This is a genomic window from Bacillus weihaiensis (assembly GCF_001889165.1).
Lineage (GTDB): Bacteria > Bacillota > Bacilli > Bacillales > Bacillaceae > Metabacillus > Metabacillus weihaiensis.
In genome coordinates this window covers 4307921-4334676 of the sequence record NZ_CP016020.1, presented here as the reverse complement: position 1 = coordinate 4334676, position 26756 = coordinate 4307921, and the positions used below count along the sequence as shown (strand labels likewise).

The following is a 26756-nucleotide window of genomic DNA, read 5'->3' as shown; positions in this document are numbered from 1 at the left end:
CTTTTTCTTAGTCTTTGTTTCTGTATAGTAATCATTCAAAGAATACCGTCAGCACTCCCAGCTAATACCAAGGTATGTAAGAAAAAAGCTGCTCTTACTTTACAGAGAGAAAAATCTTGTTCCTAGGGGCAAGATCTTTACACTTCGGATATTTTAGGAAAGCAACAAGCTAAGAGAAAACTGCCTTTATTAAAATAGAGAAAAGGAGGAAATACATCTACCATTATCCCCTCCTAAACCATCAACACACGACCTATCTTTTTTGAACCTCTTGCTTCAATGATTTTCCCCAAACAACTAAAATCACAATTAGTAACAACATACAAATTGAACCAAGCACGATGATAAGCAGGGTTAAAGGTGATCCTTTAGATGTGACTGAGTCTTCAACACTACTTTGTGCCACCTTCTCTTCGGAAGAAAATAGTCCTAAACCTTCAGCTTTTGCTTTAATTGTGTTACTATTTTTCACTTCACTTGAGAAAAGACTCTGTAGAACCTGATCATCATTCGATACCTTTTCCCCCTCAAAGGTTAGTGTTTTTTGTTCCTCTGGAATGGAAGATCGTTGATTGCTTTGTTGCTGATTTAGCTTATATTCTTTATTCCCTTTGTTTTTTTGATAATCATTTGGTTCAAGCTCATCTATTGTCGTTTCCCCATATACCTGCGTTGTTTCGGCAAGGTGATAAAGTGTCAGGATCACCAGACACAAGAAAACTTTCACTAGATGCCTACGCTTCATATGCTTCTTGACCTTTCTCAACCTGTAGCATTTTTGATCTACCAATAAAATACTGTAATGCACCCAACCCTACTAATAGTAAGCCAAGAACAACTATCGCCTGTGTAAATAAGGATTCTGTTCCATATTGGATACTCATATACACCTTCGACATTGGATCTTGGAAGCTGAAGTTTGGTGTTGTTAAGGCAAGTAAAGGTGTGACATAGAATATCACTAAGCCAACTGTAATAAATGCACCCGCTAATAAATGGACCGAAAGCGCGACTCTTACAAGAGCCGATCCCACAGTGAGTAATAAGATCGTAAACACTGTCCATTCCACTGCACTTTCTTCTCTTAATGGATAAATCTCAAGACCGAATAAGCTGATAACAAAGCCTACTATTAGATTTAACAAGGTGAATAGGACTGCTTGAATCCACGCTGGTGGTTGTTGGAAATAATAGCTTGTATAGCCAACTAAAAGGCTACAAACTAATACGATGAATAACACCACAACAGGCGGAATATTTTGAACGGTTGTGCTCTTCGTTTCTTCCGGTATGTCTCCACTTACCTTTAATGGATTTGTTAAGAAGTCATACACATATCCATTTGACTGCCCATCAACAAATGTATTTCCTAACACACTAAATACATCGTCACGAATGAGTTCTGTTGAGGCAACGTTTGACGCCCATTTGGAGTTGAGTTTATCCGCATCCGCTTGAACATCGCTTATTCTCCCTTGGAGCTCATTTGTATAATCGATGATTCCACTCTGACTTTCTTGAACAGATTCCAGCCACGTATGCATAGAGTCCATTTGTTCCGTTATTTGCTCAGATCCTGAAACCATTTGCTGCCCTTCAACACTTGAAGTCGGTGGTGCTTGAGAAAGCTTTAATTCAGGCTGTTGAATTTGAGTAAGAATATTTTGAGCATCCTCTTGAATCCCCTCAAGGCTCTTCACTAAAATATCCTGGTTTTCGTTTACACTCGTTTCATATTCAGCCATAAACAGGGTGAATTGATCCTCCATTGTATTAAGTGCATCCTTAGTGGACGGTAAGTCTTCACTCAATTTTGTCCAGACAACGTCCTCATCATCCTTAATTTCAACAATCTTATTCGCTTCCTGCTGTAAAGCTTCATTTGTTAAGGTATCTATTTTTGCCTGATCAATTGAAGCCATGCTTATTAACGTGGCCTCGTATCGGTCTAGGTAGGAATAATAGAACATCATATCGAGTAAATCTTTGCTCTTTATTTCCTTGGAAAAGAATTCGTTCACTCTTGTTTTCCGTGTTTCAGATAAGGCTTTAGACGCTAAGATACTTTGTTCTTTTCTCTCGATTTCTTCTTTTATATTTGCCTCATAATCCTTGTATAGATTCAGCTCTTCCTCTAGTTTAGTAGCTTGAGTAAAGAGGTCATCATAGAGCTGTTGTAATGCTTCTTTTTCCTCGGTTAGTAGATTCTTTTCCTTGATTAAATCATTTTTTTCTTCAATAAGAGTATCACGCAGGTCTTCTAGATTTTGCTTATCAAGCTCTAAACCTGCTACTTTTTCACTCGTTGTAGTAAGTAGCTCTTGTAATTCTTCTAGTTTTTCTTGAAGCGGATTAGTACCACCGCTTTCCTTATCACGTAATGATTCTGCTACAACTGCAATTCGATCTTGCACACTCCCTAACCCTTCTAAAGCGGAAAGGTATTCCTCTGAATTTTGGTCTGTATTGGTTGATAGGGTTTCCTTTAGTTTATTAATCTCTTCAATAATCGCAGAAAGCTCGTTTCTTTCGGCCTCTAAATTTACAAAGCCTGTATCCTCTGGTGTATCTGGATTCGTTGGTGGCTCTGAGGGCTCTTCTTCTGGATTTTTTGGTTGTTCTTCCTCGGTGTCATCTCCAGAAGGTATATCCGTATCCTCCGGTTGTTCCTCTTCTTGAGATTCTTCAGGAGAACCTTCTTGACCAGTGTCTGCTGCAAGTAATGTTGCTTTTGTCTGGTTTTTCTTTTCCTTCTCCTCTTTTGGAGCTTCTTCTTCTGGCTCTTCTGGTGCTTCACTTAATGACTCACTATACTCAGCAAGCTTTGCTTCCACGTTGTTTAATACAGTAGAATCCTTTAATTGTTGGTAAAAATCCAACACCTTTTTCTGATGGGTTTCATATTCACTTAATTGTTTACTCACAAGGCTATACCTTTGCTCTTGTAGCTGCCCAAAGGTTTGCGTTTGGTTAAACATTTGAGTATCAAGCTTTTTCATATTTTCAATGAACGTATTCCCTTCGTCATCAAACAGCTGCTTTGATTGCATAAACATAGGCTGTTGATCCTGAGTCGCTTGATTCACCGTTAAAATGGCCTCTGTTTGCATGTCGGCTAGTACCTTTTGTTGATTATCTTGATATTCCTTATATTGCTCAACAAATTCTACGAAGCTAGCTAAGCTTTTTTCATACCCTTCAAGCAGGGATTTCTGATCCGGTGTTCTTTCGCTCGTATTCTGAATAGAAGATTGCAAGCTTGCTAGCATCATTCTTTGTTCTTCAATTTGTCCAGCGAGATCTTTAGAGCTTGGTTGATAGAAGGCCTTCATCGCCTCTTGAAAGGCAATTTCTTTTTGAAGAATTTCATCAAATTCCTGTCGGATTGTTTCCATATCAACAGAGATATAATTCCAGTAGAGCGTTGAAATTTTTTGATTTACTTTTTTCGTTGCTTTTTCAAGCTCTAATACCACTTTTTCTTTATTAATGCTATTTAACTGACTTTGTACTTTATACTCAAAATTTGTTTTGACTGGATTCTCTTCATTATAAGTCATGACATTTTCAGAAAAGTTTGACGGGAGATATACGACGGCATCGTACTTTTGATTTTTCAATCCGTTTTCTCCTGCACTTCTTCCGACAACTGTGTATTCAAAGGCAGAGTTTTCCTTTAATATGGCTGCAACATCCTGACCAAATTGGATTTGTTCGCCCTCCTCCTCAGTTCCCATATCTTCGTTAATAATGGCGATCCTTTGTGCTGCACTCGCTTTTTCAACTTTAAACGGATTATCTCCGATAGTTTGAAAGAAAACCAGTGGGGTAACAACAATAAGAGCAATAACGAGTAAAAGTTTGAGTATCGTTACTAGCTGGTTCATACATGTGCCTTCCTTTCCACATTCACTAATGGAATTTGAATACTTTGTTCTTTACCGTTTTCAACATAGTATCCATACCCTGGTTGAATTTCTTTTTCTTTTCGATCATATGTGAGTGTAAAGATCGTTTGCTCCGATTTTTTCATAAGAACAACCGCCTGGCGAATTTGTTTGATTTCAAGAGTTAAAGGATCATATCCTTTCGTTAGCTCATTGTTACTTCCTGAAACAATCATATTAAAGCCAAGATGGCTATACTCTTTCATAAACTTGACGAGGCGATCTTGAAGGAGATGATCAAGATTTTGTAAAAAACGTGTGTATCCATCAATGACTAGAAACACCGGTGTAAATACAGGTACTGAGTTTCCTAGACTGATTTCACGATGATAGATACTTTCCCGCTCAGTCATGATTTCTTCTACCTTATCGAGCCAAGAAGCAATGTGCTCTTTCCCTTCTAAATAAACTAAGCGGTTATCACCTATGAAAGAAGCTAAACCGCGATCGATGGAATCAAACACACCGAGTTGATCTACTTCTTGCTCTAATGCCGTATGGATAAATGCTTTTAGTGTGTTCGTTTTTCCTTTTTGTGCCTGACCGAGAACGATACAATGCTTTACTTTAAGAAAATTCACATAAACAGGTGTGACTTGTTCTTCATCCAGCCCGATAGGAAGTAATCCCTTTTTCTTTTCATAATAGGCAGCAAAAGAAACGATATTCAGCTCTGTTGGTAACATAGGTACGGCTTGTGGTTTATCCACATGTGCATAAACATCTTTTAGCTCATGAACCTCTGCCTTCACATTCGCCATTTGCTCAAAGTCATCGTTCCCTTCAGTAGGTAGATACACCTGTGAAAAGTAGGCTGATTCCTGCTTTATAATGGCTCGGCCAGGAATTGCTTCCGGAGCAAATTCAAGTCTTCCTAACATCGTATAAGCCTCTGTTTGATCCATTAGATAATGGACGATTTTCGTTTTTAAATTATTCATTAACGATTGACGTACAGAATTAATTCTTGTTGCTGTGAGCATGAGGTATATACCGAGAGATTGGCCGTCCCTTGCAAACTGGTTTAACTGTTGTTCAAGGTCTAGCATCTCTTCTTTCACGATGTCAAAATTATCAATAACTAAATAGAGGAGAGGTAGCTGTTTTTCACTTAATGCGTTATACATCTTGATCGAACTTACCTCTTGCTTTTGAAATAATTGCTTTCTTCTCGCAATCTCTTCTTTTAGGATATTCATGAACTTCTCCATCTTACGTTCTTGATCGATTAAGAAATAATCTGCTGTATGTGGGAGCTGCTTAAGAGGCAATAATCCACCATTTCCAAAGTCCATCAAATAATAATGAATCTCTTCTGGCGAATACCTTCTAGCTATCCCTAAAAGTAAAGTAAGTAAAGTTGTTGTTTTACCATAGCCTGATGAACCAAACACCCCAATGTTCCCATCTTCAATGATCTGGTATGGATAATTCGTTTGACTTTGCTTTTCAGGCTCGTCAATCATTGCGAATACAATCGTCGACCTTTCCTTTTGCTCCTCCTCTTTTATTAGATACAATCTCGATTCAAGAGGTGGAAGCCACGGGCTTTGAAGCTTTTCAACGTTCATCTCTTTTTGTGTTTCTGCTATTCTTTGGACAATAGAAGAGATTTCCGTTATTTTTTCTTTTTGTTGCTGTTTTTGGGTCGAAACCTCTGATAATGGCACTAAGCCAAGATCCGTCACAATGGCGACTTCATCCTCTAAATCGTACGTCTCCTCTTCACGATAAGGGGCACCACTCCAAGCTGATTGGAAAAGCTCATATACCTCGTTATTTCCAACCTGTAAATACCCTCTACCTGTCAGAGTAATAGATGCCGCATCTCCATTTTTAAGGATTTCACGGCTATCCTCTGCATTTTGCACCTTTAAGGAAATACGAAAGCGTGCATTACTCCAAATTTGGTTATCAATAACACCACCAGGCTTTTGTGTTGCAAGAATAAGATGGACACCTAAACTACGTCCAATCCGGGCAGCACTTACAAGCTCACGGATAAAATCAGGCTCCTCCGTTTTTAGCTCCGCAAATTCATCTGATATTAAAAACAAATGTGGTAACGGCTGATTCGCTTTTTTATCCTTATATAGCTTCGTATAGTCATTAATATGTGAAACATGATACTCGTCAAATAAACGCTGACGCCTTTTCAGCTCGCTTTTAATCGATGCTAATGCACGCAGGCTAAAATTCTTACTTCCTTCAATATTTGTGATCGTTCCTAATAAATGAGGCATTTTCTTGAAAGGTTGTGCCATTCCTCCACCTTTATAGTCAATAAGCAAAAAGGCCACTTCATGTGGATGAAAATGAACAGCTAGGGATAAGATGTACGTTTGCAAAAGCTCACTTTTCCCTGAACCTGTGGTACCCGCTAATAATCCATGAGGTCCATGTGCCTTCTCATGTAAATTCAGCTCAACTTTATCCTCTCTCCCCTTTAAACCAATAGGTACAGCTAACGATTTAGCCGACTCACGCGTTAGCCAATTTTGTTTAATAGGAAGCTGATCGACTTGCTTAACATTCATCATTTCCAGGAAAGTCACACTAGTTGGAATGGAGTTTGTCATTCCAATTTGATGATCTAGCGTTTTTAAAAGTCGCGCAAACTCCTCGTTATTTTCTCGTTTATGTGCATCTAAACTAAAAGGTATCTTTACAGCCTTTTTATCCTGAATAAGAATATCTCCTTGCTCGTCATTGATATAGCGGATAAGAGTATGAATATTCTCTGTTAAGCTTTCCTTCGCTTCCGCTGCAAAAATAACAGATATTCCTAAATAACGATGCTCGCCCTCTAAATACTCTAGAATGACGTGATCTGAAATAAGCTGGTGGTTTGTCACAACAAACACATAGTGAGGAGCAAAGCGAAGCTTTTCTTTATCCTCTTCCAGATCTCGTTCACGAATCATTTCATACAATGAATAGAGCAGTTGATCCCGTGTTTTTTCGTTATAAATAAATCCCTTCGCATAGGAATTTGGAACCTGAAAATGCGGAAGCCACTTCATCCACTCCCATTCCAGATACTCCAGTTCATCAAATAAAAGGACAAAACGCAAATCATGGTAGCTGTGAAAAAATGCGAGCTGTCCAATCATTTGATGGAGCTCATTTTTCAACACTGCATTCTTTCCAATTAGCCCAACTGCACCTTTAGAGAGGTCTGCAGTAATCGGTAAGTTTTCTAAGAATTGATAGCTGTTTTCAAGCTTTTGTGATTCCTCTAGCAATTCATCCATCTCTCGATTAGACATATCAGAGGATGTAGCACTAATCTTGTAGCTTGCTGGAACCGTTCCTGTTCCAAGTCGAAATTGGAGAAAATCCGGGCTCTCTAATGATCGCTCCCATAATCTGTCTGAATGCTGGCTTGTTAAGTACTTCATTCGTTCAAAAGAAGGAAAATGAAACAAAAGGACATCCTTTTGTTTGTCTGCTACTTGTTGTAGCTCGGCTCTTTTTGTATGCAAATAATTTGTATATATTCGTTTTCGACGCTCCTTAGCTTTCTTTTGATTTCCTCTGTCTTTAAAATACTGAACAGTTGATGTCACTAAGGTCGTCATAAACATGACTAATGAGACAATAATAAAAATCCCTCTTGGAACTAAAATGGCAACTAACCCCATGACGAGAAGCATCACAAGCGGCGGCATAATGATTAACCAAAGACTCCGATTGGACCCCTCCGTATCCTGGCCAGGAAATGACAGCTGTACTTTTTCATCGGGTAAGTCATACACCATTCTGGGCGCCCTACGATAAAGAGGATACTTCTTTTTCATCTCAGAATCTGGCTGTTTTGTTACAGGTAGGGAGGTGTGAACAGTTGATACGCTATCCACTTGAATAAAATCATCCTCAATCAATGTCATGCTCATAAAGGGCCAAACAATTTCGTCACCGGTATGAATCCTTTGTTTTGCATGTACTCTCTGACCATTTACGAACACAGTCTCATCCATAGATCCTTCTAGCACCCATTCATTTCCCTGTCGTAAAAGATCGAAGGATCCTTGTTCTTTCATCCCCTCATCTGCTTGTTTAAAGAAAGTGGATTGTGCATCCTCCCTTGTCGAGAAGGACAGTTCAGGCAGATGTCCTATATAGTAAATTTGCTTCTCTACTTTTTGTTGACTTAAATAAAGGGTGAACTGCTCATTTTCAATGTTGATCTTATATGCTTTGAGGGGCTCCAACTTTCGAGTTTGGGAGGAACCCACATGGAATGAAAACCCCTCCTCCTCCTTACGAATAGTGATTGGTTCTTCTTTTTTTGGATAGGTTTGAAAGGTAACAGTATGTTCTAATTCCGAGCCAATTGTAACTTGTTGTTTTTGTATTTGTTTCCATTCTAATTTCTGATATGCTTCTTGATGAAAAATCCAAAGAATATTCATCGGTCCACCTCCACGTTCTATGCCATCATTCACCTGATTTTTCTTTAGATTCTGTTTCTTTTTTATCGCTAGCGTCTGAGGCTTCCGGGGCTGATGCTGGTTCAGCCTGTTCGGCTGGTTCGGTTAATTGACCATTATCCGCTTCATCTGCTTCAACAGTTCCTTCTGTTCCTTCATTTACCTCTTTTTCCTCTGCTGCTTGAACTTCTTCCTTTTGTCTTTCGTATTCATTTATTTCATCTTCAATTTCAGCTAGAGTCTGCTGACGTTCTTCCCTGTCCAATTCATCATCTGACTTCACTTGCTCTTTGTATTTTAATAGTCCAAATTGAACTAAGTCGCGATCCTCTAAGAACCTTGCAATATCTAATGCTTCCTCAGCTTCTCCGCGTCCAATATAGATCCAATAATGAAAATATTGTGGATCTGTTTGAAGAGTAACCGTATTTCGAACGGTTTCCTTCTGATCCTCTGTTAATGATTCATTTATGATGTAAGAAAGGGCTAGCTCATACTGTGTAACTATAGGCATATCATCAATTTCATATGGCTGAAGCTCTGTCACCACATCACTGTATTGATCTTGTAGGAAGAACTCCTGCGCTTGAATAAAGCTCGTTTGCTTTGGTTGGACAAAAAAGAACGAATACAAGGAATAAATAAGAGCTGGAATAAAGCAAATGATGACACCATACATGATGCCACGCGTCAGCTTCCAAGATTGTTTCTTCACCACAGTATAATTTGCTTGATCTTTTTTTAGCCTTTCTATATTTTCTTCAATAATGATAAGTAGATCTTGTAGGGAACTAGCTTCGTGAATCCTTTTAGTTAGGGAAGAGAGCTTTAATGTTTGGAAAAAGCGAACATATTGCTCAAAGGTATATGTACGATCAAGTAAAGTAGCAACTGTTGCTTTTACTTCTTGGAATAATTGGTCTGAATTTTTTTCATATGGTGGAAGACTTTCCATCACTCCAAAATGTAGCAAATAAGGTTGTAATCCTTGATCAAAAACTATGTTTTCAGGACATACAAGAAGATGAACCCTTGAGAGTGAATGCTGTTTAACAAGTTGAACCAAATGATAAGCAAGAATATAGCGCTCTTTTTCATCTAATCTTTGAACGTGACGAGGAAAATATGAGTAAGTTTGCGGCAGCTTGTATTCAATACATAATTCATCATCCTTCATCTCTATTTTTTTCTGGATCGTTTGATTGACCTCAGAAAGAAAGGAGACTTCATGTGGATGATCAAGCTTAATTTTTTCTTTTTGGAACAAAAACGTTATGGTTTGATCCTTCTGTGTGACGTCTGCTTCAATTTGTTCCTGTAAATATGAAAAATGACTTTGTATTTGTGTAGACATCTTATACTCCCTCACAATATTTCAATTCGATCTCCCGTAAAGATCCTTGCATCTATTAATCTTTCATTACCTTGTACGACTTTTTGTTTGTTTGTCACACGAATCCAATACCCTTCCCTTGGTGAGCTTGAAAGGTTTTTCGCTTGCCAAACAATTGAAACCATTTCTTTCACAGAGTGATAATTTGATAGGCGGAGGTCAAAAGTGTCTCCATGATAATGTTTTAAATCGATCGTTACTTCTATGTACATATGCTTTCACCTCATAAGGAAGGAGCGCCGCTTAGTAAGAATCGACGCCCCCTTGCTTTTCTTATCTAACGTTTAGCCACGAATTTGGCTTGCGATTTGTTGGTCAGCATCCTCAAGAGCTTTCGATGTACTGTTTAATTGAGTAGAAATCTCATCTAAAAGCTGCTGCATTTGAACAAATGAAGGTCTTAACGTTTGGTATTGTTCACTGAATGCACGGCTTGATTCACCTTCCCACATACCCTCAAGCTCTCTAATCATTGTGTCTAAACGTGAAATTTGATCTCCTACTTGACTACTCTCACTTGAATAACGATTGGACATACTAACTAGCTCTGCAGGGGTAACGCGGATAATTCCAGACATGTTTTCCTCTCCTATCAAATGGTTTTTTTTGGTTCCTCATTTATGTAAAAGATGAGTACCCGGATCAATAATCGTTCCTTAGATATTTCCAGACCTCAAAGCGAGCTCTCAAATTATCCATGCTCTTACTTCTTCAGAAAAACATGTTTTCTTTATTCCTAACAGTTTTTCCTACATATACCAATAACACAAATACCCAATTTAATACAGTTATAAACTAAAATGTAAATAAAAAGGAATTTTTTTTCCTATGATTCTTTTTTGTCTACAGTTAAAAATTCTCATATACATAATTACCCATTATTTACCACTAGGTCATTTCAGGTAAAAAAGACTAGAATCTCAATAGGAATATACGATTATAGGATTTCTAAACACAAGCAGGATAAGGATTGAAGCTATGTAGAGGAAACTAAAAAAAGGTCGAGGAATGGTATACATATGGTGTATTTTGTCGTTGTTTGTCTAATTATTATTACATTGTAAATAAGAAAAAAAACTCCAAAAATGGGGTAAAACATTCAAAAACCTTACATATCACACATAATAGATCGATATTTTTTTCTAATCGACCATTTGTCGATCATGTTATGACAAATAGACTAGCTTACCTTTTTACTAGAAAAAAAATCGTTGAACAAGATCCCCTCACTGTTTGCACGTGTAGGAATACCCCCTTATTATGTGTTCGACAATTGTGTAGGTTTTTGCCCCTGCCATATTGTCTCAACCTGGGTAAGTCTGACATACACTATGGGTAATTCTTTATTGAAGGTGGGTTCATCATGATTATCCAAAAAGCAACGTATGAGGAAACAAACACTTTGCTCCATTTAACCATTGATGTAATGGGTGAAAGTACAATGGGGTATGCCAAAACGGATATAAATAGCGGACTTAATATGTTCGTTCCTTTGCTAAATAGCGGCTCCTACTATCTTATTGCAAAAGAATACAATGAAATCGCAGGCTGGGTGTTACTAGGACCAGATTACAACCCTATTAACTTTGTAAAAACTGGAAGTATCACCTCTCTATTCGTTATGCCTAGCTTCAGACATATGGGGTTAGGTGAAACATTAATGAGGAAAGCACTACAGCAGTTAAAGACAGAAGGCTATGAGAAGGTCATATTAAACGTGTACGAAGGAAATCCTGCTAAAAGACTTTATGAAAAAGTAGGATTCTCTCCTCTTTCTACAGTGATGGAATTAACGATATGAGTAATTTTGTGAACGGTATGTTAAAGAACTGTAAATTTTTCCAATTAGTCATTTCCCATGTCCACTTTCTAGTACAATAGGATATAAGTGGATTAAAGGGAGGCAACAGAGAACATGAGGCGTTTTTCAAAGGAAGAGAATAGTTGGATTTTCTATGATTGGGCGAATTCTGCCTATTCCATTATTATTTCTACAGCCGTTTTCCCTCTTTATTATAAAGCGGCAGCTACAGAAGCTGGAGTTAGCGGCGCTAATTCGACCGCATACTTGGGGTATACAATTGCCATTGCAACCTTTGTTCTTGCCATGCTTGGACCTATTTTAGGAACGATCGCAGATTATCAGGGCTACAAAAAGCGCTTTTTCACATTCTTTTTCTCACTCGGTGTGATCTCTACCGCACTTTTGGCTTTTATTCCTACAGAGCAATGGGGACTTCTTCTCATCTGCTATACTCTCACAGCTGTAGGCTCTGCAGGTGCAAATGTCTTTTATGATGCTTTTTTAGTTGATGTGACAACAGAGGAACGAATGAATCGGGTCTCTTCCCGCGGATTTGGATTAGGCTACATCGGTAGTACAATTCCCTTTATCATTAGCATTGCTATTATTGTCTTATCGCAAAGTGGGACCATTCCGGTATCTACAACTTTAGCAAGCAAAATCGCCTTTATCATCACAGCTGTTTGGTGGGGACTTTTCACCATTCCCTTATTTCGAAATGTCCATCAAACCTATTACATTCAACGCGAACCAAGTCCTGTTGTAAATAGCTTTAAACGATTATGGAAGACATTAAAGGAAATCAAGCAGCATAAAGCGCTATTTATGTTTTTACTTGCCTACTTTTTCTATATTGATGGTGTTGGGACCATTATTACAATGTCTACCGCCTACGGTACAGATCTAGGGATTAGTTCAACAAGTCTTCTCATTGTTCTATTTGCTACCCAGGTTGTTGCAGCACCTTTTGCCATCCTGTATGGTCGCCTTTCAGAAAGATTTACTGGAAAAAAGATGTTATACGTCGGTATATTCATCTATATTATTGTATGTATTTATTCTTATTTCTTAGATAGCACTTTAGATTTTTGGATTTTAGCAATGCTTGTCGCAACCTCACAGGGAGGCATTCAAGCACTTAGTCGGTCTTATTTCGCAAAATTAATTCCAAAGAAGAACGCAAACGAGTTCTTTGGTTTTTATAATATCTTCGGAAAATTCGCTTCCATTATGGGACCCTTACTAGTAGCCATAACGGCACAAGTAACCGGTAATTCTAGTAGTGGTGTATTCAGTTTAGTTCTCTTATTTATTATCGGATTAGTTATTTTATCTCGTGTACCTGAACCTGACCAAGCATAATACATTCTTTATGAGCTGATGAGCCTATCAGCTTTTTTTTACATGAACATAGATCTAGACTTTTTTTAAAATAAGACTCCAAACGTTTTAGATAGTATTGAACTCTCCTAAAATGGTAAGCCTTTAATAAAGCAAACCAAAAAGGAGTTACCATAATGGAAGAAACATTAAAGGACATGGTCCTTGTTCTCGGACGCATCATAACTATCTTACCTCTCCTATTATTCATGACCATTTTCATGGGAAAGAGAGCTATAGGGGAATTACCAATATTTGACTTTCTCATTATCCTTACATTAGGTGCTGTGGTGGGGGCAGATATTGCCGATCCAGAAATAAAACATTTACCAACCGCTTTTACCATCCTTATCATTGCTTTAATTCAACGAATTGTAGCAAATTGGAAGCTATCTAACCGAAAAATTGGCAGGCTCATCACATTTGAGCCAACCTTAGTTGTCCAAGATGGAAAGCTGTTGAAGCAAAATATTAAGTCCATCCGCTATTCAATTGATAACATCCTTCAGATGCTCAGAGAGAAGGATGTTTTCGCTGTTGAGGATGTAGAAATGGCTATTGTAGAAGCTAACGGAGCTCTGAGTGTCTTAAAAAAACCTGAAAAACAAACCGTTACAAACGAAAGTATGCAAATGAATACAGAATCCTCTATCTCTTTTCCCGTCATAATGGAAGGAGAAGTTTATACAGATGTCCTACGCTATTTCCAGGTTGATGAGGTCTGGCTGTTTCAAGAGCTGATTAAGCAACAGATACGAGATAAGAACGAGATATTCTTTGCAACCTTAAATGCACGTTTAGAACTATCGGTGACACTGAAGGATGAACAGAATTCTGTAAATGCTCCTCCGTTTTATCATTAACTATCTTGGCCTGGTAAACATGGTTCTTCATATCAAATTGCATCATGCGCTTTTCACGGGCGTTCATAAAGAATAGACAACAGACTCCCTTATGTAAAGAGAGTCTGTTTGTGTATAGAATATTAGTATCCTGAAAAATCCAAATGTCAGGTTTCTCACTAGGAACACGTCTTTTTCTCTCCGAATAGAGAGTCAGCTCATTTCTTTCTTGCTTACTTAGGGTATTTCGTGTGAATGTTGACTAAATTTTTTAAAAGAGCCTAGCTTAATAACTACTGCGTTTTCTTTTATTCATCATTTTCTTTACAATCGGGTAAATCACAGGTGCCCACTTTATTAATCTTTTTACAAGCCTCTTCATCACACGCACCTCCTGTTTTACAAAAGGTTTCCCTATTGTCCATGAAGGTAAACATGCATAAAGTGTTACCCTACCTTTGTGGGTATTTTTCCTACCTGCAATTGGTGCATATGATAGTATTTTCCTTCCTGTTGAAGAAGCTCTTCATGAGTTCCCCTTTCGACAATTTCACCGTGGTCCAATACTAAGATTTGATCCGCATCTCGAATGGTTGAAAGTCTATGGGCAATAATGAAGGTCGTTCTTCCTTCCTTTACAATCTTCAATGCCTCTTGAATGACGGTCTCGGTTTCTGTATCAATGTTAGCTGTCGCTTCATCTAAGATAAGAATGGCTGGATTAAAAGCAAGCGCGCGCGCAAACGAAATGAGCTGACGTTCTCCTGCTGAAAATGTACTGCCTTTTTCAAGAACAGGCTCACCATATTGCTTAGGCAGCTTTTCAATAAATCGGTCTGCACCTACATCCTTTAATGCTTTTTTCACCTGCTGCTCTGAAATATCTGGATGATCTAAGCTCACATTTGAGCCAATTGTGCCTGTAAACAAGAAGGGGTCCTGAAGCACAATTCCCATGTGCTTTCGAATCTGTTGGCGAGAGGAATTTTTTACATCTTGACCATCGATCGTAATTCTCCCTCTTGATACATCATAATAGCGGAATAATAGGTTGATTATTGAGCTTTTTCCTGAACCAGTATGACCAACTAAAGCAACAGTTTCTCCTTTCCTCGCAGTAAAATTAATGTTCCTTAAGACATCATTCTCACCATCATAGGAAAAGGATACATCCTCAAAAGCAACATTTCCCTCATATCTAGGAATAGTCTCTATTGTCACTTGTTCTCCCGGCTCGTCTAGCAGCTGGAAGACACGTTCAGATGAGACACGTGCTTGTTCTAGCTGAGCAAGCTGATTGACGATATCTGTAACAGGTTGGAATATCCGATTTAAATAATCAACAAATGCATATAGAAGACCGATTGATACCATTGTTGCTCCTGTCATTGATTGACCACCAAAGTACCAGATTAAAGCCACAAATGCTACATTCCGTAATACCCCTACAAGGTTATGAGAGGTTAGAGCATTTAGACTTAAAAGCTTGTTTTGATACGTAAAATGATCTTCATTTAATTTCTCGAACTCATTTAATGTTTCTTTTTTTCTTCTAAACGCTTGAATGATTGTGATCCCTTGAATAGACTCGTTAATCATTCCATTTATATCACTAACTTTTGTACGAATAAAATGATTATAGGTAGATGCTAGCTTACGATAAACAAGTGTCCAAATGACTAAAATAGGGACAAGGACTAGCGTGAGTAGGGCTAGCTTTACATCTAGGAAGAATAATGCAATGAAGATCCCTGTCATATAAATACCACTTGTAAAAAAGCTAGCTAACACTTTTACATAAAGCTCCCTTATAGCTTCTGTATCATTCGTAACACGGGCAACGACTTTACCCGCTGGCAAATTATCAAAATATTGAATCGGTAGGCGTTGGATATGATGAAATACATCTGTACGCATTTTTTGAATAATGCGATTCGCCGACTTCTGTAATAAAAGTGACTTTCCATATTGAAAAAAAGCAGCGATAAAAAGCAATCCAACATATAAGCTTAAAAGGGCAATAATCGGTGAGATTTCTGGCTTATAAAAGGAGAAAAGCTCGTTTCTATTTAGCTTCACAACCTCATAACTCGCTTGTTCATCCCCTCTTGTGATCGTTAATGTATCTCCAGAGATTACTCTTTCTCCATCAAATAGTAGATGCTGGTTCGTCATATAAAAGGATTGACCCACTTGTACGAGCTGTAAGGTACCATCTCCAATTATGTCATCATCTGTAACATTCGCTTTTCGTTTATAATAGTGATTGTTATAGAATACTGTTGAATTATCTTCTTCTACTACTTCTACCCAAGGATTTTCAATTCCCATCATGTGATTATCAATCATTCTTTTAGCGATAAATGGACCTGTAAGCTCTGCTCCAACCGCTATTACTAGCATCAATAGCGCTAAGAAAATCGTCCGCTTATCATATAAAGCATATTGAACCAAACGCTTATTAGTTGTATGTTTCTGCAATTAGCCCACCTCCTCATACGAGTCCGTTTGTTGACGTTCAAACTGGGTTTTGTACCATTTACCTATTCGAAGTAATTCTTCATGTGTACCAGCTTCAACAATTTGTCCCTGATCCATGACAATAATGATATCAGCATGCTGGACTGCAGAAATACGATGAGCAGTAATTAGAGTTGTTTTATTTACACGTACCTTCCGTATGTTTTCAATAATTTTAGCTTCTGTTTTCCCATCCACCGCTGACATCGCATCATCTAAAAGGAGTATTTCAGGATCCTTAATAAGTGCTCTCGCAATGGAGATCCTTTGCTTTTGTCCTCCAGATAAAGCCACCCCTTTTTCTCCTACTAATGTCTCTAACCCTTTCGGCAACATGTGAATGTCTTGATCGAATGCACTCAACACGAGTGCTTTATGAATTTCCTCTTCTGTAACATTTGCTTTTCCAAACTGAAGATTTTCTCTAATAGTTCGTGAAAAAAGCACCTGTTCTTGAGGAACATAACCAATCCATGAGTGTAGAGTATCTATACTAATATCTTGTAAAGCGTGATTTGCAATCGTAATCTCTCCACTACCAAGCGGATACTCCCTAAGTAGCTGCTTCAACAGCGTAGTTTTACCAGAACCTGTCTTTCCAACTATCCCAATGGTCTCACCTTTTTTTATTTGCAAATGAATGGATTTCAAATTATCTATACTTGAAGTTGGATAACGAAAGGATACCCCCGAAAAATAAATCGATGTAGGAGACGAGACGTCAACAGGGTGCGGCACATCCTTCACATCAGGTTTGTAGCTAAGCGTTTGGTTAACACGATCTAGTGACGCATTACCTCTTTGCAGGATATTGATTAATTCGCCCACCGCAAACATCGGCCATATGAGCATTCCTAAATATACGTTAAAGCTTACAAGTTCCCCTAATGTAATGGTCTGGTTAAAGACTAAATAGGCGCCAAAACCAAGTCCAATACTATAACTAATCCCAACGAGAATTTTAGTGGTAGGCTCAAACAAAGCATCGACTTTCGCGACAGAAATATTTTTTTCGTATACATCCTCTGTCATATCCTGAAAGCGTTGTTCGTCTGCCTTCTCTTGAACATACGCACGAATCACTCTTACTCCCGAAACAGATTCCAGCACTCGATCATTCATATCTCCGAATGCATCTTGTGCTACCGTAAAACGCTTATGAATGAGCTTTCCAAAATAGCTAATCGCTATTGCAAGTAACGGTAAAGGTAATAAAGCGGCCAGTGTCAACTGCCAACTGATTGTAAAGCCCATAACAAAAATGATCATAATCATAAAAATAGTCGAATCCACCAAGGTCAGAACCCCAAATCCCGCAGTGAGAGAGATTGCCTTTAAATCATTCGTTGCACGAGCCATTAAATCTCCTGTTCTATTTTTCTCATAAAAGCTTGGAGTCATCATAAGTAAGTGCTTCATGAAACGATAACGCATCGTTCTTTCAATCAAATGAGCTCCTCCAAACAACTGATACATCCAGACATATGTGATTGCATAGCTTACAACAAGTAGCACACCAAAAAACACAAGCAACTCCCTTAATCTCTCAGCTGTCATCTGACCAAACTGTATATCGTCAATAGCCAGCCCAATGAGTTTAGGGGGAATCACATCTAAAAAACTAACAAAGATTAACAATGAAACCGCTACTGTATATCGTTTCCAATAATCTTTAAAAAACCAACTGAGCTTTCCTAGTACCGAAAACATAAAGATCCTCCTTTAGATTAACGCTATTTATCAAGTACGTTAGCCACCTTTCATCCAATCTATATCAATGCGCCTCCCTCTTTTTGTTTCATCCATTAGCAACTACTCCCTTCAAACGAATTTTTATTGTAACGAGCAAAGGTAAGCTAAAAACCAAACAATCTGATCCTACGCTACCCTCTGATACACGAAAAGGGCATTATGCGATTTGCATAATGCCCCTTCTTTAAAAAGCAAAATAAATACGCACGTCAATAGTGACCTGCGTCTCGTTTAGCTGAAATAAAACTAGAATACACCTACATCATTTCGCAGAGGGTCACATGTTGGTATGAAATTTGATGGTGTAGATACCTATTGAATTTCATTTTATAGCCCTCCTATTTTTCATCTTCCTAAATTGTATTATTTTCCACTCATGACTGTCAATCACAATCTTTTTAGAATATACGGTGTGAAAATGAACTGATGAACGCTACCTATCTAGCTTTTCAACTGAGATAACACGATTTTTTCCCACCATCTCCAAGGTAGAATTGTTTTTAACAAAATCATCAGCTTAACACCCTTTCCAATTGGATAACGTAAGGTTGGATTCTTTTTATTAGCTATCGCTAAGATAAGATTGGCTACTAGAATTGGATTATCGTAATGTGTGGCTTGCTTTTCTAAATGGCTTTCTAAGCTTTTCATTGTTTCATAATACGGTGAATGAGTTAGCTGCGACTTTTTTGAAATCTTTTTACCTGTAGACCAGATATTCGTTTGAAAAGATCCTGGCTCAACTAATACAACATCAATACCAAATGGGACCATTTCTAATCGTAATGCCTCACTCCATCCCTCAAGAGCAAATTTAGATGAAACATATGGAGATAATCCTGGGAACCCTACTTTTCCACTAATACTACTAACATTTATGATTTTTCCATGCCTTTGTTTTCTCATAATAGGAAGTACGACTTGCGTAATCGATATAGCGCCAAAGAGGTTTGTCTCAAACTGGTTCCGATACTCACTTAATGGAATTTCTTCTACAAATCCTGCTCCAGCGAAGCCCGCATTATTAACTAAAATCTCGATTCCGTCTAAACTTTTAATACTCCGTTCAAATTCTTGTATAGATTCAAGGTTTGTTACATCTAATTCCCATACCTTGATTGAATCACTTACACCATGTTGTTTCGCTAAGGCCATGAGTTTGTCACTTTTTCCTGTATTTCTCATTGTTGAATACACTAAATACCCATTCTTCGCTAATTCAAGTGATGTAACTAAACCAAATCCACTAGAAGCACCGGTAATGATGGCGATTTTCTCTTTTTTCATCCTAATCTCCTCTTCTTGATCATTCACACTATATGATATTCCTAATTTCCTACATAAATAAGGATTTGATTCCATTTCATACAGAGATACCTTTTACATTTTGACTATTTATCAAGAGCCTGGTTGATTGAATTCGCTCGAGTTGCTCGCTTTTTCGGGGTGAGACGGTGAGCCTCCCGCAGGATAGAATTCGATATCGTTCTTTAAGCTTTACTAGGTCTTTAATAAATTCAATTCGTTCAATCATTCTAACAGCTAGGGAGTAAATCATAGCAGCAATTGTGCCCAACTGCTTTTCGGAAACGTGATTTTCTCATCCCTATAGAGAAGCTTTCTCCAGTTTCATAAGTTTGTGTGGTGCTTACTTATTTCGACATTTTGAGGAGGTACTCCTTTTTTATATCTTGAAAGCCTTGAGGCTCTAAAGATTCTAATTTATGTAATTCATTCATTTTGCTAAATAGTAGGGAAAATGTAAATTTACTAGTTTAACTAGACATATTGATAAATTACTAACGAACACTATATAAAACAGAAGAAAAAGGTTTAGAGAATAGCTTTTAATTATTGTGTCTTTAAAACGTAGTTATTTATTTTCTTTATAGGTATTCGCTTATCGTGGGAGGAATAACCTAAAAGCAATTCATACTAGTTGTCATGTCTTCCACCAATTATGAAGAAAAATCAGCATTAACCATGAGCACAACAGAATTATCTGAAAATAAGTTATTTTTAAATAACTATTTTTGATTCTAAATCTTATTAAAAATACTTTTTGACAAATTCAGACTATTAAAATATTATATTAATAGAATAAGGGAGGTTGTATGATGTCAAACTTTGACAGAGATAAAGTTGTAGCAAGTGTCCCTCAAAAAGGTTTTTTTGGTCATCCAAAAGGACTCTTCACTTTATTCTTCACTGAATTTTGGGAGAGATTTTCTTATTATGGCATGAGGGCTATTCTTGTTTTCTACATGTATTATGAGGTTACTGAAGGTGGACTAGGCATTGATAAGCAAACAGCTCTTGCGATCATGTCGATTTATGGTTCGCTTGTTTATATGTCCGGAATTATAGGTGGTTGGTTAGCTGATCGTATGTTCGGAACGTCCAAAGCCATCTTCTACGGTGGAATACTTATTATGCTTGGACACATTGTATTAGCAATACCTGGAAGCGTTACCATGTTCTTTATTTCTATGGTACTTATTGTTCTAGGTACTGGACTTTTAAAGCCAAATGTATCAAGTGTCGTTGGTGAAATCTACAGCGAGAAGGACAATCGACGAGATGCTGGGTTTAGTATCTTTTACATGGGTATCAATCTTGGAGCCTTCATTTCTCCATTAATTGTTGGAACAGTTGGTCTAGAAATTGATTTCCATCTTGGGTTCGGTATTGCAGCAATAGGGATGTTCTTTGGACTTGTTGTGTTTATCTTAACTAAAAAGAAAAATTTAGGGTTGGCTGGAACAATTGTAGCTAATCCATTATCTCCTGCAGAAAAGAAAAAAGTTTTCACGGGGTTTGGATTAGGCGCTCTTATCATCGCTATTTTTCTAGCTCTTACAATTCCTGCAGGTTACTTTACATTCAATACATTTATAGCATTAGTAGGAATCTTTGGATTTTTAATTCCAACTATTTATTTTATCGTGATGTATCGTAGTCCAAAAACAACAGCTGTTGAACGATCACGCATTATTGCCTATATCCCACTCTTTATTGCGTCTGTAATGTTTTGGGCAATACAAGAGCAAGGATCAACAATATTAGCTAATTACGCTGATGAACGTACACAACTAAACTTTGCAGGTTTATCCATTTCTCCAACATGGTTTCAATCGTTAAATCCGTTGTTCATCATCCTATTAGCTCCTGTTTTTGCATGGTTATGGGTGAAGCTTGGAGATCGCCAACCATCAGTTCCTAAGAAATTCTCATTAGGATTATTATTTGCAGGGCTATCATTTATGGTGATTTTACTACCAGCTTATCTTGGCGGTAGTGATACTCTTGTTAATCCGCTATGGCTTGTATTAAGTTATTTTATAGTTGTACTTGGTGAGCTATGCCTATCACCTGTTGGACTTTCTGCAACTACAAAGCTAGCACCGGCAGCCTTCTCAGCTCAAACGATGAGTCTATGGTTTTTATCAATGCGGCTGCACAAGCATTAAATGCTCAAATTGTGAGATTCTATCGACCTGAAACGGAAATGCTTTATTTCGGGACAATTGGTGGAATCGCAATTGGTTTAAGTATTTTACTATTCGTTTTATCCCCTAAAATCCAAGGATTTATGAAGGGTGTAAACTAATTGGAGGGCTCTCACAAATTGTGGGAGCTTTTTTCATTTATAAGTAATCAGAATTCGACAATTAGTTATTAAAAAGCAGCCCTATACAAAAAAACGCTGTTGATATCAACAATCAACAGCGTTTTATATCTACCTACTAGGAACATGAAAGAGACACAATTCGTTAGTAGAACCATATCCCCTTATCCATAATGAGTAGGTTTTTTTATTTTACATTTGTGTTTATATTATAGGAACATGCCCGCGATACTTGCACTTAACAAGGAAGCAAGCATTCCTGCTGCGACTGCACGAATTCCAAGCTTCGCAATATCTCCTCTACGGCTAGGAGCTAATCCACCTAGGCCGCCTAAAAGAATTGCCATTGAGCTAAGGTTAGCAAAGCCACATAACGCAAAGCTGACTACAATAACTGTTTTATCCGATAGGTTCGCAATTTCAGGTGCAAACGCAGAATAGGCTACAAACTCATTTAAGACTAGTTTTTGCCCAATAAAGCTTCCTGCTGTTACTGCCTCACTCCATGGAACACCGATCGCAAAGGCTAATGGAGAGAAGACTATCCCCAAAATTCCTTCTAATGATAAACCGCTATATCCAACAAAGTTACCAATAAACCCTAGAATTCCATTTACTAATGCAATAAGGGCGATAAATGCTAGTAACATCGCCCCAACGTTAAGAGCTAGCTTTAATCCATCTGACGCTCCTCTTGCTGCTGCGTCTATCACGTTCACAGTTTCTGTATCTTTTGCCATTTCAAACTCTTGAGCTTTCGCTTTTTCCGTTTCTGGAATCAGTAATTTCGCCATGACCAATCCAGCTGGAGCTGCCATGAAGCTAGCTGCTAATAAATATTCTAGCGGTACACCTAATAAGGCATATCCAACAAGAACAGAACCAGCAACAGAGGCAAGTCCTCCGGTCATTACCGCAAATAACTCTGATCTCGTCATTTTTTCAAGATATGGACGAATCACAAGTGGTGCTTCTGTTTGACCTACGAAAATGTTTGCCGCAGCTGACATTGATTCTGGCCTGCTTGTCCCAAGTATCTTCGATAATCCACCACCAATGATCTTAATAAACCATTGCATAATACCAAGGTAATATAAAACGGATATTAATGACGAGAAGAAAATGATAATGGTTAAAACCTGAAAGGCAAAAACAAAACCAAAGTTTTCTACGTCTGCCGCAGGACCAAAGACAAACCCAATCCCTTCGTTGGCGTAGTTAATAATCGCTTGAACAAGTCTTGATAAAGCTTCTAGAGCTGCTCTACCAGCTTCCCATTTTAATACGATAAAGGCGAAAAGTAACTGAATAGCTAGTCCACCAAAAATCGTTCTGTAATTAATCGCTTTCTTTTTTACCGACAAAAGAAAACCAATACCTAAGACAATAAAAATTCCAAAAATACCCCATAAAATGTTCATGAATGGCTCACCTCTTAGCTGCATAATGTATGTTTTAGCTACCTTCTAAGTAGTTCTTTAATTGTCACCATAGAAGATACCTACAAATAAAAGAAAACGCTTACTTACCAATACAGTAGTCTGTCGTCAGACAACTCCTGTAGATTTTAACAAGAATAGGCCAAGATGTAAATGGTTCATTTTTCTAATTTCATTAAGGAAAGAATCTCCTATATTATTCACGACTCTTTTTTTACCATTCATATATTTAAAAAATAAGTTCGTTTCATTCACCATTCATATAAACCAGCATCACAACGAACAAAAACTTGGGACACCTTAGTTAGCCTCAGGCAATAAGACAATTAGAAATAGAAGGTCTACTTTGCTTATAATTCTAAATAGTTTATGACCTAAAGGGACTAGCGCTGAAGCTAGTTGTCGAAGCACTTATCCACACACAATTGATACATGTTATCGGTTCCTAAGCAATTAAAAAAAGGCTGTCATCTATTTGATAACTAGCCTTTATCTATATCAATTAAACCTTTATTAATTTTTTAATTAATTCTTTATTTCTACTTTTAAAAATATCATTATGAGAAGAAACCATAGCATCCTTTTTAGCTGTTGGTTGAACATAGAGCTTTGCTTTATTTACAGCATTTGCTGCATCTTGGAATGCACCCGCAATAAGATGAAGCTTCCCTTCATGCATTAAAATATCACCTGCGGCATACAAGCCTTCAACTGATGTTTCGCTCATAGCATTTCCCGCGATATAGAAGTTATCTATTAGCTGAACATTTAACTGACTATTCGTCAGTAATGCCGAATCACGTTCATAGCCATGGCTAATAATCACCTCATCAACCAGCATGTCTGTTACCTCACCGGTACGATGATTGGTTAGCTCCACATAGTCAATTTCCTCATGATTTTCATTCGCTAATAATTTTGAAATTGATGTATTAAGGATAACAATTGCCGAACTATTTACTAACTGAGAAACCTGCGCTTCATGTGCCGTTAGTTGATCTTTTCGGTAAATAACATATACTTGCTTTGCAATTGGTTCTAATTCATTCGCCCAATCAATTGCTGAATTCCCACCACCTGAGATGACAACCGTTTTATCTTTAAAGCGTGATAGAGATTTGACTGTGTAATGTAGGTTAGATACTTCGTACTTTTCTGCACCTTCTAATTCTAGTTTTTGCGGATTTAGTATGCCTCCACCGACTGCAACGATGACCGTTTTAGAATAGTGTTTAACTCCTGCTTCACTCTCTAGAACAAACAGCCCGTCTGTCTGCTTCTCGATTCCAACAACCTTTTCATTTAGCACAACAGTTGGATGAAAGGTTAACCCTTGTTCAACAATCTGTTTAATTAGCTTTTCGCCTAAAATTGGTGTGACCCCACCAATGTCCCAAATCATTTTCTCTGGATACACATGAACCTTCCCACCTAATTGAGGCTGAAATTCAATGATTTTCGTTTTCATTTCTCTTAATCCACTATAAAAGGCAGAATATAGCCCCGCAGGACCTCCGCCTATAATCGTCACATCATATATATCTCTTTGATCCAATTCATTCACGCTCCCTAGATCAATTACATTGATTATCATTCTCACTTAAGAATACATGGAAACCGCTTAATTTACAAGAAGTTTATGATGTTAGGAGATATAGCGTGGAAAGCTATACTTATAGAAGCTATATTAAAGCAGATTTTTGGATTGAACTGAGATGATTCAACGTTGAAGATTTCTCACAGAAATAGAGAAGATAGAAAAATAAAAGAAGCTGATTATAAGAAAGACTTTCATGCTACCGACTGGTTTATCTTTATATGCGTTACGGTTGCTGGCTTTGTTTTGATTTTTAATATTTAGTAGGTTCTTAAAAATCGAGACAAACTAAGTCCTACATATAAAGAAAGAGGCTAGGACATAAGTGTTTTTAGTTAATGAGAAACCCGAACGATCAGGTGATTTTCCAATAAAAATCTCCCATATCGTTCGGGTTTTATTCTTTGTCCCTACATGTATTGTTACTCGCTAGTTTAATAAAGCGAAAAGACACTTGACTCCGGCGGGAGGTAGAGGAAAGGGTGAGACCCCATAGGCGTAGCCGATGAGGCTAAAGCTTCCTCCCTATGAAAAAGCAGTTCATTTTCCCCCGCGGAAAGCATGTGGATGCAGCGGAATGGAACGTACTTGTTCTTCCACCACAACATATTAATAAGGAACAATGTGTCAAACGATAATCATTCGTCTTTTAAGAAAATGATTGAGTTTTGACCCAACCTCTTTTCTCCAAATATTCTTGTTAAAATAGTAGATCCTTTTAGCAAATACTATCTGTAGGCTTCGGATTTTTCAGACCGAATAATGGACGAATGAATAATGCTAAGAAAGTTCCGAGCATCGCCATAACCATCCAAACCCAGCCGTGAAGACTGAATGAAGCAATTCCACCGAAGTACGCTCCAATATTACAGCCAAAAGCAAGGCGTGCTCCATAACCCATTAACAGACCACCGACAATAGCTGCTCCAGCGACACCTGGCTTGATTTTTTTCGGCTTGAATGTCCCTTGTACTGCAGCAGATAAGAATGCTCCAATAATAATTCCGAAATTCATGACACTAGTTGAATCCGCTAAAACAGTGTTGGTTAATGCTTCAGCATTTGCCCCAGAGAAATATCCCCATGTTGTCACATCAATGCCAACCGCCATCAATGCCTTTCCACCCCATAACGCAAAGGCGGATGTAATTCCCCAAGGGTTACCACGCACTGTTAAAGTGAGAGCATTTAATAAAGCCAAAACAATAGCAGCTGCAAAAAGCGGCCACGCTCCACGGAAATATCGTTTCCACCCCACTGTTGTTGGGAGTGGCTTCATCATTGGCGGATTTTTCTTCTTAGCAATCCAAACCGTTAAAAAATAGATTGCTGCAAAAGCAACCATTTGAAGTGCCCAGGCGCCAAAGTAACCAAAGCCTGTTGTTTCTGCTAAAGAGATAGGTGCAAGTGCGGGTGTTTCTTCCATCCAAAATGTGAAATGATACGCACCTACAGTAGACCCTACAATAAATGAAAGTAACGTAATAATCATAGATGATGAACCACCACCTACCGAATAAAGTGTACCCGATGCACAGCCGTTTCCTAGTTGCATTCCAATTCCAAATAAGAAGGAACCTACTAATACACTCATTCCTACGGGAGATACATAGCCTTTTGGTTCAATGCCAGTGAAACTAAAACCTGTACTCAAAATGATTGCAAATAATGTTGAGGCAATTGCAAGCATCAGCATATGAGCTTGAAGTCCTTGCACATTTCCCACTGATAATAATCTTCTAAAGGCAGAAGTAAAGCCAAAACGAGCATAAAGTAACGTTATTCCTAACGCTAACCCAATGACAAATAAGACACCTTGTGTAAGCGTAGTTGTCATCACAATGACGCTAAATAGAATGATCGCAGCTAGTAAACCAAAGAAAACCTGTGGCTTTTGCATCGGTGCTAGCTCTTGAACAACTGTAGTTGATTTATGATTCCAGTTTGCTGGAGTGTTAGTAGAAATTGTTGGTTCAGCCAACCTAATCTCTCCTTTTCCTATGAAGTTAGTATGATTTAAC

16 protein-coding genes and 1 pseudogene are annotated in these 26756 nt (G+C 37.9%); 4 read left to right on the top strand and 13 right to left on the bottom strand.

Annotation, left to right across the window (positions count from 1 at the left end; translation table 11 throughout):
* Window positions 1-253 precede the first annotated feature (253 nt).
* From essA to A9C19_RS20930, 6 genes are all read right to left on the bottom strand, one after another.
* Window positions 254-745, bottom strand: coding sequence for a type VII secretion protein EssA (gene essA / locus A9C19_RS20955; protein ID WP_072581669.1), 492 nt, complete (start codon window positions 743-745; stop codon window positions 254-256).
* Window positions 735-3887, bottom strand: a complete 3153-nt coding sequence (gene esaA, locus A9C19_RS20950; RefSeq protein ID WP_072581668.1) for a type VII secretion protein EsaA — start codon at window positions 3885-3887, stop codon at window positions 735-737. The genes essA and esaA overlap by 11 nt, the downstream gene beginning before the upstream one ends.
* Complete coding sequence (gene essC, locus A9C19_RS20945; RefSeq protein ID WP_072581667.1) at window positions 3884-8362, bottom strand: type VII secretion protein EssC; 4479 nt, start codon at window positions 8360-8362, stop codon at window positions 3884-3886. The genes esaA and essC overlap by 4 nt, the downstream gene beginning before the upstream one ends.
* A gap of 25 nt (window positions 8363-8387) precedes the next feature.
* Window positions 8388-9734: a type VII secretion protein EssB gene (gene essB / locus A9C19_RS20940; RefSeq protein ID WP_072581666.1), complete on the bottom strand. Its 1347-nt coding sequence runs from the start codon at window positions 9732-9734 to the stop codon at window positions 8388-8390.
* 11 nt (window positions 9735-9745) lie between these two features.
* Entirely contained in the window at window positions 9746-9985 is a 240-nt protein-coding gene (gene yukD / locus A9C19_RS20935; protein WP_072581665.1) for an ESX secretion system protein YukD, read from the bottom strand.
* Window positions 9986-10057: 72 nt separating this feature from the next.
* Entirely contained in the window at window positions 10058-10351 is a 294-nt protein-coding gene (locus A9C19_RS20930; protein WP_072581664.1) for a WXG100 family type VII secretion target, read from the bottom strand.
* A gap of 785 nt (window positions 10352-11136) precedes the next feature.
* Between A9C19_RS20930 and A9C19_RS20925 the strand changes: the two genes are divergently transcribed.
* From A9C19_RS20925 to A9C19_RS20915, 3 genes are all read left to right on the top strand, one after another.
* Window positions 11137-11574, top strand: a complete 438-nt coding sequence (locus A9C19_RS20925; RefSeq protein ID WP_072581663.1) for a GNAT family N-acetyltransferase — start codon at window positions 11137-11139, stop codon at window positions 11572-11574.
* A 114-nt stretch (window positions 11575-11688) separates the two neighbouring features.
* Entirely contained in the window at window positions 11689-12939 is a 1251-nt protein-coding gene (locus tag A9C19_RS20920; RefSeq protein WP_072581662.1) for an MFS transporter, read from the top strand.
* A gap of 155 nt (window positions 12940-13094) precedes the next feature.
* On the top strand, window positions 13095-13820 hold the full coding sequence (locus A9C19_RS20915; RefSeq protein ID WP_072581661.1) for a DUF421 domain-containing protein: 726 nt from the start codon (window positions 13095-13097) through the stop codon (window positions 13818-13820).
* Between the two features lie 265 nt (window positions 13821-14085).
* On the opposite strand, the gene A9C19_RS22380 is transcribed toward A9C19_RS20915, so the two are convergent.
* The 4 genes from A9C19_RS22380 to A9C19_RS20900 all read right to left on the bottom strand — a co-directional run bounded on the left by A9C19_RS22380 (window position 14086) and on the right by A9C19_RS20900 (window position 19358).
* On the bottom strand, window positions 14086-14181 hold the full coding sequence (locus A9C19_RS22380; RefSeq protein ID WP_233499210.1) for a hypothetical protein: 96 nt from the start codon (window positions 14179-14181) through the stop codon (window positions 14086-14088).
* Window positions 14182-14246: 65 nt separating this feature from the next.
* Window positions 14247-16280: an ABC transporter ATP-binding protein gene (locus A9C19_RS20910; protein ID WP_072581660.1), complete on the bottom strand. Its 2034-nt coding sequence runs from the start codon at window positions 16278-16280 to the stop codon at window positions 14247-14249.
* Entirely contained in the window at window positions 16281-18029 is a 1749-nt protein-coding gene (locus A9C19_RS20905; RefSeq protein ID WP_072581659.1) for an ABC transporter ATP-binding protein, read from the bottom strand.
* A 483-nt stretch (window positions 18030-18512) separates the two neighbouring features.
* Window positions 18513-19358: an oxidoreductase gene (locus tag A9C19_RS20900; RefSeq protein ID WP_233499209.1), complete on the bottom strand. Its 846-nt coding sequence runs from the start codon at window positions 19356-19358 to the stop codon at window positions 18513-18515.
* Between the two features lie 830 nt (window positions 19359-20188).
* Here A9C19_RS20900 and A9C19_RS20895 point away from each other — a divergent pair.
* Window positions 20189-21681 (top strand): annotated as a pseudogene (locus tag A9C19_RS20895) (peptide MFS transporter).
* A gap of 227 nt (window positions 21682-21908) precedes the next feature.
* Here the strand turns inward: A9C19_RS20895 and A9C19_RS20890 are convergent.
* The 3 genes from A9C19_RS20890 to A9C19_RS20880 form a co-directional block, all read right to left on the bottom strand.
* Window positions 21909-23120, bottom strand: coding sequence for a NupC/NupG family nucleoside CNT transporter (locus A9C19_RS20890; RefSeq protein WP_072581657.1), 1212 nt, complete (start codon window positions 23118-23120; stop codon window positions 21909-21911).
* Window positions 23121-23640: 520 nt separating this feature from the next.
* Window positions 23641-24693: an NAD(P)/FAD-dependent oxidoreductase gene (locus A9C19_RS20885; RefSeq protein ID WP_099092794.1), complete on the bottom strand. Its 1053-nt coding sequence runs from the start codon at window positions 24691-24693 to the stop codon at window positions 23641-23643.
* Window positions 24694-25453: 760 nt separating this feature from the next.
* Window positions 25454-26635, bottom strand: a complete 1182-nt coding sequence (locus A9C19_RS20880; protein WP_199445842.1) for a YeeE/YedE family protein — start codon at window positions 26633-26635, stop codon at window positions 25454-25456.
* Between the last annotated feature and the right edge of the window lie 121 nt (window positions 26636-26756).

What these genes read in the sequence shown, in the direction of transcription:
- yukD (WP_072581665.1), bottom strand. Translation starts at nt 9,985, where the DNA reads ATGTACATAGAAGTAACGATCGATTTAAAACATTATCATGGAGACACT.
- essC (WP_072581667.1), bottom strand. Translation starts at nt 8,362, where the DNA reads ATGAATATTCTTTGGATTTTTCATCAAGAAGCATATCAGAAATTAGAA.
- A9C19_RS20915 (WP_072581661.1), top strand. Translation starts at nt 13,095, where the DNA reads ATGGAAGAAACATTAAAGGACATGGTCCTTGTTCTCGGACGCATCATA.
- A9C19_RS20905 (WP_072581659.1), bottom strand. Translation starts at nt 18,029, where the DNA reads ATGTTTTCGGTACTAGGAAAGCTCAGTTGGTTTTTTAAAGATTATTGG.
- A9C19_RS20880 (WP_199445842.1), bottom strand. Translation starts at nt 26,635, where the DNA reads ATGCAAAAGCCACAGGTTTTCTTTGGTTTACTAGCTGCGATCATTCTA.
- essB (WP_072581666.1), bottom strand. Translation starts at nt 9,734, where the DNA reads ATGTCTACACAAATACAAAGTCATTTTTCATATTTACAGGAACAAATT.
- essA (WP_072581669.1), bottom strand. Translation starts at nt 745, where the DNA reads ATGAAGCGTAGGCATCTAGTGAAAGTTTTCTTGTGTCTGGTGATCCTG.
- A9C19_RS22380 (WP_233499210.1), bottom strand. Translation starts at nt 14,181, where the DNA reads ATGAAGAGGCTTGTAAAAAGATTAATAAAGTGGGCACCTGTGATTTAC.
- esaA (WP_072581668.1), bottom strand. Translation starts at nt 3,887, where the DNA reads ATGAACCAGCTAGTAACGATACTCAAACTTTTACTCGTTATTGCTCTT.
- A9C19_RS20930 (WP_072581664.1), bottom strand. Translation starts at nt 10,351, where the DNA reads ATGTCTGGAATTATCCGCGTTACCCCTGCAGAGCTAGTTAGTATGTCC.
- A9C19_RS20900 (WP_233499209.1), bottom strand. Translation starts at nt 19,358, where the DNA reads ATGAAAAAAGAGAAAATCGCCATCATTACCGGTGCTTCTAGTGGATTT.
- A9C19_RS20920 (WP_072581662.1), top strand. Translation starts at nt 11,689, where the DNA reads ATGAGGCGTTTTTCAAAGGAAGAGAATAGTTGGATTTTCTATGATTGG.
- A9C19_RS20925 (WP_072581663.1), top strand. Translation starts at nt 11,137, where the DNA reads ATGATTATCCAAAAAGCAACGTATGAGGAAACAAACACTTTGCTCCAT.
- A9C19_RS20890 (WP_072581657.1), bottom strand. Translation starts at nt 23,120, where the DNA reads ATGAACATTTTATGGGGTATTTTTGGAATTTTTATTGTCTTAGGTATT.